This is a genomic window from Kitasatospora sp. NPDC059973 (assembly GCF_042737525.1).
Lineage (GTDB): Bacteria > Actinomycetota > Actinomycetes > Streptomycetales > Streptomycetaceae > Kitasatospora.
Genome location: NZ_JBHWUI010000270.1, coordinates 1 through 6,750 on the forward strand (window position 1 = coordinate 1; position 6,750 = coordinate 6,750).

The window sequence follows — 6,750 nt, forward strand, 5'->3', positions numbered from 1 at the left end:
GATGGTACTGCAGGGGGGACCCTGTGGGAGAGTAGGACGCCGCCGAACAATCATTCCAAAGAACCCCCCGGTCCGTAAGGATCGGGGGGTTCTTTACGTTTCCAGGGCAGCGCCGGAATTGCGGTGCGGAACCGGTCCGGGGGGACTACAGGGCGAGCTTGAACCCGAGGTGCGAGGGGACGAAGCCGAGGCGCTCGTAGAAGCGGTGGGCGTCGGTCCGGGTCGCGTCAGAGGTGAGCTGGACGAGGTCGGAGCCGAGCTCGCGGGAGCGGTCGATCGCCCACCGGATCAGGTCGGTGCCGAGGCCGGTGCCGCGCTCGTCCGCGTGGATCCGGACCGCCTCGATGATGGTGCGGGTGGAGCCCTTGCGGGAGAGCCCGGGCACCACCGTCAGCTGGAGCGTTCCGATGGTCCGGCCGGCCCGCTCGGCGACCACGAGGTGCTGGTGCGGGTCGGCGTCGATCCGGGCGAAGGCCGTCCGGTAGGGGGAGAGGTCGTCGGGGCTCTCGCGGGCGGCGCCCAGGGGGTCGTCGGCGAGCATGGCCACTATCGCCGGCAGGTCGTCGGCGGCGGCGCGGCGGATCGTCAGGTCGTTCATGATCACAGCCTAGGCGAGCCCCTGGGGCGCGGAGGGGCCCGTCCAGGGCTCGGGTCTGTTCCTCTGCCGCCCCCGCGCGCCCGCGGGGCCCGCCTGGGCCCGTCAGAGGCCGTCGAGAGGCCGCCGAGGGGGCCGCTCGGGGTGCGCCCGAGGGGTGGAGCGGCGAGGTGATCCGGCGTCACTCGCCGGGCAGCGCGCTGGTGATGACGGCGAAGACCGCCCCGTGCGGGTCGAGGAGCTGGGCCAGTCGGCCGACACCGTGCACGTCCATCGCGGGGATGCGGACGGTCGCGCCCAGCTGGCCGGCCAGGGCGAGGGCGGCGTCCACGTTGGCGACCTCGAAGTAGGGGAGCCAGTGCGAGCCGGTGCCCGCGGCCGTCTGCTCGGGGCCGAGCTGCATGATGCCGCCGTGGGCGTCGTCGGTACCGCCGCCGGCCGGGGTGAGGACGGTGTACGTCACCTCGCCGAGCGGGACGTCCTGCTCCTGCCAGCCGAAGACGCCGCGGTAGAACTCCTTGGCCGCGTCGGCGTCGACGCTGTAGCACTCGGCCCAGCAGAAGGTGCCCTGATCGGTGACGGTGTCCAGGCCGCGGGTGGCGTGCGGCTGCCAGACGGCGAACTCGGCGCCGGTGGGGTCGCGGTAACCGGCCATCCGGCCGCTGTTGAAGACGTCGAACGGGGCGAACCGGACGGTGCCGCCGCCGGCTTCGACGAGCGCGGTGGTCCGGTCGGCGTCGGGGGTGTGGAAGTAGATCGTCCAGCCGGGGCGGTCCGCGTTCTCGTTGAGCGGTCCGAGGGCGGCGACCGTGCGGCCGTCCTGCTGGAAGAAACCGTAGCCGCCCCCTTCGGGCCCCGCCGTGGCGAAGGTCCAGCCGAACACGGTGTTGTAGAAGACCGCGGACGCGGCGATGTCCGGGCTGGCGAGGTCGAGCCAGTTCGGGGAGCCGGGGGTGAAGGCGGTGCTGAGCATGGTGGCGGTGCTCCTTGAACGGGCCCGTCGCGGCGGGGCACGGGCGGTGTCGGCGTCCCCCGCTGCCCTCCAGCCTGGCATCAGGACGCCCGGTGTCGCACCCGGGCGGTACGGTGCGTAGCGAAACTGCACCCGCACTGATAAGGGGGGCCCGGTGGCCAGGCAGACGCAGGCGGACCAGCCGCCGCTGCCGCGCCAGCTCGCTCAGGTCGAGGGCGTGCTGGAGCGGATCACCTATGCCAACGAGGAGACGGGCTACACCGTCGCCCGGGTGGACACCGGGCGCGGTGCGAACGACCTGCTGACGGTGGTGGGCGCGCTGCTGGGGGCGCAGCCGGGGGAGTCGCTGCGGCTGCACGGGCGGTGGGGGTCGCACCCGCAGTACGGCAAGCAGTTCGTGGTGGAGAACTACACGACGGTGCTGCCCGCGACGATCCAGGGCATCCAGCGCTACCTCGGCTCGGGGCTCATCAAGGGCATCGGGCCGCGGTTCGCGGAGCGGATCGTGGAGCGGTTCGGGGTGGACACCCTGGAGGTGATCGAGAACGAGCCGGGCCGGTTGATCGAGGTGCCGGGGCTCGGGCCGAAGCGCACCAAGAAGATCGCGGCGGCCTGGGAGGAGCAGAAGTCCATCAAGGAGGTGATGGTCTTCCTGCAGGGGGTCGGCGTGTCGACGTCGCTCGCGGTGCGGATCTACAAGCAGTACGGGGACGGCTCGATCGGGGTGGTCAAGAACGAGCCGTACCGGCTGGCGTCGGACGTCTGGGGCATCGGCTTCCTGACGGCGGACCGGATCGCGCAGGCGGTGGGCATCCCGCACGACAGTCCGGAGCGGGTGAAGGCGGGCCTGCAGTACGCGCTGTCGCAGAGCAGCGACCAGGGGCACTGCTACCTGCCCGAGGAGCGGCTGATCGCGGACGGGGTGAAGCTGCTCCAGGTGGACGTCGGGCTGGTGATCGACTGCCTGGCGGAGCTGGTGGCCGCGGAGGGGGTGGTGCGCGAAGCGGTGCCGGGGGAGGCGGGGGAGCCGATCACCGCCGTGTACCTGGTGCCCTTCCACCGGGCCGAGATCTCGCTGGCCAACCAGCTGTTGCGGCTGCTGCGTTCGGAGTCGGACCGGATGCCGTGGTTCGCGGACGTGGACTGGCCGGCGGCGCTCGGCTGGCTGGCGAAGCGGACGGGGGCGGAGCTGGCTCCGGAGCAGGAGCAGTCGGTGCGGTTGGCCCTGACGGAGAAGGTGGCGGTGCTGACGGGCGGTCCGGGCTGCGGCAAGTCGTTCACGGTGAAGTCGATCGTGACGCTGGCGCTGGCGAAGCGGGCGAAGGTCGTCCTGGCGGCGCCGACCGGCCGGGCGGCGAAGCGGCTGGCGGAGCTGACCGGGGTGGAGGCCTCGACGGTGCACCGGCTGCTGGAGCTGAGGCCGGGCGGGGACGCGGCCTACGACCGGGACCGCCCGCTGGACGCCGACCTGGTGGTGGTCGACGAGGCCTCGATGCTGGACCTCATCCTGGCGAACAAGCTGGTCAAGGCGGTGGCGCCGGGGGCGCACCTGCTGTTCGTGGGGGACGTGGACCAGCTGCCGTCGGTGGGCGCCGGCGAGGTGCTGCGGGACCTGCTGGCCGACGGCGGCCCGATTCCCTCGGTGCGGCTGACCAGGATCTTCCGGCAGGCGGCGCAGTCGGGCGTGGTGACCAACGCGCACCGGATCAACGAGGGCCTGCCGCCGTTGACGGAGGGTCTGCCGGACTTCTTCCTGTTCGTGGAGGACGACGCCGAGCAGGCGGCCGGGCTGACGGTGGACGTGGTGGCGCGGCGGATCCCGCAGCGTTTCGGGTACGACGCGCGCCGGGACGTCCAGGTGCTGGCGCCGATGCACCGGGGGCCGGCGGGCGCGGGGAACCTGAACACGCTGCTGCAGGCGGCGGTGACGCCGGCCCGGGAGGGGCTGGCGGAGCGCCGGTTCGGCGGCCGGACGTTCCGGGTGGGGGACAAGGTCACCCAGATCCGCAACAACTACGACAAGGGGCGCAACGGGGTCTTCAACGGCACAGTGGGAGTGGTGACCTCACTGAGCGTGGACGACCAGCGGTTGACGGTGGTCACCGACGAGGACGAGGAGGTGCCGTACGACTTCGACGAGCTGGACGAGTTGGCGCACGCGTACGCGGTGACGATCCACCGGTCGCAGGGGAGCGAGTACCCAGTGGTGGTGATTCCGGTCACCACGTCCGCCTGGACGATGCTCCAGCGGAACCTGCTCTACACCGCCGTGACCAGGGCGCGGAAACTCGTAGTGCTGGTGGGGTCACGGAAGGCGATCGGACAGGCCGTTCGCACCGTCAGCGCAGGTAGGAGGCACGCCGCGCTGGATCATCGGCTGGCGACTGGATGATTCTCCAACGGATGGTTGCCTCTATTGTTCTCTTGACGTGAAGAGATTTACGGCAGAGCCTGGAGTGGTGCCGATCTTGTCCGGTTCGTACCGGCTGCGGCGGCAGGTTTTGTAGGGGCGGTCCCTTTCGGGCCACCCCGGGTGCGCGGCTGTCCGCCAGATGGGGGATGGTAGAGACAGTCAGGGCACCTTGGAAGAGGATTCATTTCGTCGGTGAGGAAGACGTGAGCGACAACTCGGTAGTACTGCGGTACCAGGACGGCGAGTACGAGTACCCCGTCGTCGAGAGCACTGCGGGCAACGCCGGCTTCGACATCTCGAAGCTGCTCCCGCAGACCGGCCTGGTCACCCTGGACAACGGCTTCGGTAACACCGCCGCGTACAAGTCCGCGATCACCTTCGTGGACGGTGACAACGGCATCCTGCGGTACCGCGGCTACCCGATCGAGCAGCTCGCCGAGCAGGGCAGCTTCATCGAGACCGCGTACCTCCTGATCAACGGTGAGCTGCCGACCGCGGACCAGCTGTCGGAGTTCAACCGCGAGATCACCCAGCACACCCTGCTGCACGAGGACGTCAAGCGCTTCTACCAGGGCTTCCCGCGCGACGCCCACCCGATGGCGATGCTGTCCTCGGTCGTCGGCGCGCTGTCCACCTTCTACCAGGACAGCCACAACCCCTTCGACGCCGCCCAGCGCCACCTGTCGACGGTCCGCCTGCTGGCGAAGCTGCCGACGATCGCGGCCTACGCGTACAAGAAGTCGGTCGGCCAGCCGTTCGTCTACCCGCGCAACGACCTGAGCTACGTCGAGAACTTCCTGCGGATGACCTTCGCCGTCCCCGCCGAGGACTACGAGCTCAACCCGGTCGTCGTGAACGCGCTGGACAAGCTGCTGATCCTGCACGCGGACCACGAGCAGAACTGCTCGACCTCCACCGTCCGCCTGGTGGGTTCCAGCCACGCGAACCAGTTCGCCTCGATCTCGGCCGGCATCTCGGCGCTCTGGGGCCCGCTGCACGGCGGCGCGAACCAGGCCGTGCTGGAGATGCTGGAGAGCATCCAGAAGGACGGCGGCGACGTCGACGCGTTCATTCGCAAGGTGAAGAACCGCGAGGACGGCGTCAAGCTGATGGGCTTCGGCCACCGCGTGTACAAGGCGTTCGACCCGCGCGCCGCGCAGGTCAAGCTGCTGGCGCACGAGGTGCTCGGCCAGCTCGGCAAGTCCGACGAGCTGCTCGACATCGCGCTCAAGCTGGAGGAGCACGCGCTCCAGGACGACTTCTTCGTCTCGCGCAAGCTCTACCCGAACGTGGACTTCTACACCGGCCTGATCTACCGCGCCATGGGCTTCCCGACCAGCATGTTCACCGTGCTGTTCGCCCTCGGCCGGCTGCCGGGCTGGATCGCCCACTGGCACGAGATGATCAACGACCCGACCAGCCGGATCGGCCGTCCGCGCCAGATCTACACCGGCACCGCGATCCGCGACTACGTGGGCCTCGAAGCCCGCTGACGCAGGACCTGAAAGGGCCCGGCCGCTTCACGCGGCCGGGCCCTTCACCGTCCCGCACGAGGGTGGGAGAGGTACAGCGCACGACTCCGGGGCGGCCGCAGCCGGGGACGGCCGCTCAAAGCGTCCCAGACCCGCCACACCCCGGCGTCGTGCGCGAAGGCCGCCAACCGTCGGCGACCGTCCCGGGGCCCGCCGGAGCCCCGTCGGCGGCAGTGGTGGCCGTGCGGCGACGTGATGCCGTTCGCCACGTCTCCGCCCACCGAAAAACTGCCGCACTACCAACCTAAGACGTATCAGGGTGCGAGAAGTTACGCCCGGGGGGTGTGAGCTGCCTCTCGCCACGCTCCGTGTGCGGGCTGTGGCCCGCCCATATCACACCTCCCGGCGGCGGCTACGTCACCCTCCCCGCAGCCACGGCAACCGAGCGTGATAGGAATCGTGGCATTCCGGTACGGACCGCCCCGCACCCTCGCAGCGTGGCGGCGGAACTGGGGAGGGAGTGCGCAGATGGCCAGGAACGTCGTCGTCACCGGTGGTGGCACGGGTATCGGGTACGAAGTGGCGCGGCGGTTCGCCGAGGCGGGCGAACGGGTGGTGATCGTCGGCCGTCGGCGGGCGGTGCTCGAACGGGCCGCGGCCGACCTCGGACCGAACGTCACCCCACTGGTCCGCGACCTCGCCGACCCCGACGACGTCGAGGCGGCGCTGGGTGAACTGCCGGAGCGGATCGACGTGCTGGTGAACAACGCCGGCAGCCGGGAGACCGTGATCGGTGGCGGGCCGCACGCCCTGCTGGCCCGCTGGCGCGGCGACTTCGAGCGCAATGTGCTGACCGTGGTGCTGCTGACCGAGTCCATCCGCGACCGGCTCACCCCGGGCTCGGGCCGGGTGGTCACGGTCAGCTCGATCGCCGCCCTGAGCGGCGCCGGCTCGTACGGGGCCGCCAAGGCCTCGCTGCACGCCTGGAACCACTTCCTGGCCGCGCAGCTCGGCACCTCGGGGATCACGGCCAACATCGTCGCCCCGGGCACCGTGGCGGGCACCGAGTTCTTCGGCCCCCGGCTGGACGAGGCCGAGGTGTCCCGCCGGGCGGCCCGGACGCTGCTCGGCCGGATCGGCGAGGCGGGCGAGGTGGCCGCGGCGGTCTACTTCCTCGCCTCGGCGGAGGCCGGCTTCATCACCGGCGAGATCATGCACTGCAACGGCGGCGAGCTGCTCGGGCGCTGACCGCTCCGGGAGACGCCGAGGGGCCCGCCCACCGCACGCGCGGTGGGCG

5 protein-coding genes are annotated in these 6,750 nt (G+C 70.9%); 3 read left to right on the plus strand and 2 right to left on the minus strand.

All coding sequences use genetic code 11. The features are described 5' to 3' along the window. Positions 1-145: 145 nt before the first annotated feature. Positions 146-598: a GNAT family N-acetyltransferase gene (locus tag ACFWA9_RS37320; protein ID WP_380393688.1), complete on the minus strand. Its 453-nt coding sequence runs from the start codon at positions 596-598 to the stop codon at positions 146-148. A 178-nt stretch (positions 599-776) separates the two neighbouring features. Further along, positions 777-1,568, minus strand: a complete 792-nt coding sequence (locus tag ACFWA9_RS37325) for a VOC family protein (protein ID WP_352298431.1) — start codon at positions 1,566-1,568, stop codon at positions 777-779. A 154-nt stretch (positions 1,569-1,722) separates the two neighbouring features. Between ACFWA9_RS37325 and ACFWA9_RS37330 the strand changes: the two genes are divergently transcribed. The 3 genes from ACFWA9_RS37330 (at position 1,723) to ACFWA9_RS37340 (ending at position 6,701) form a co-directional block, all read left to right on the plus strand. Continuing rightward, positions 1,723-3,960, plus strand: a complete 2,238-nt coding sequence (locus tag ACFWA9_RS37330) for an ATP-dependent RecD-like DNA helicase (protein ID WP_380393692.1) — start codon at positions 1,723-1,725, stop codon at positions 3,958-3,960. A 224-nt stretch (positions 3,961-4,184) separates the two neighbouring features. Next, a complete protein-coding gene (locus tag ACFWA9_RS37335; RefSeq protein ID WP_329489905.1) occupies positions 4,185-5,474 on the plus strand; it encodes a citrate synthase in 1,290 nt (429 codons plus the stop codon). A gap of 507 nt (positions 5,475-5,981) precedes the next feature. Then, positions 5,982-6,701 carry an SDR family oxidoreductase gene (locus ACFWA9_RS37340; protein ID WP_329489906.1) on the plus strand — a complete coding sequence of 240 codons (720 nt, stop codon included), beginning with the start codon at positions 5,982-5,984 and terminating at the stop codon, positions 6,699-6,701. The last annotated feature ends 49 nt before the right edge of the window (positions 6,702-6,750 follow it).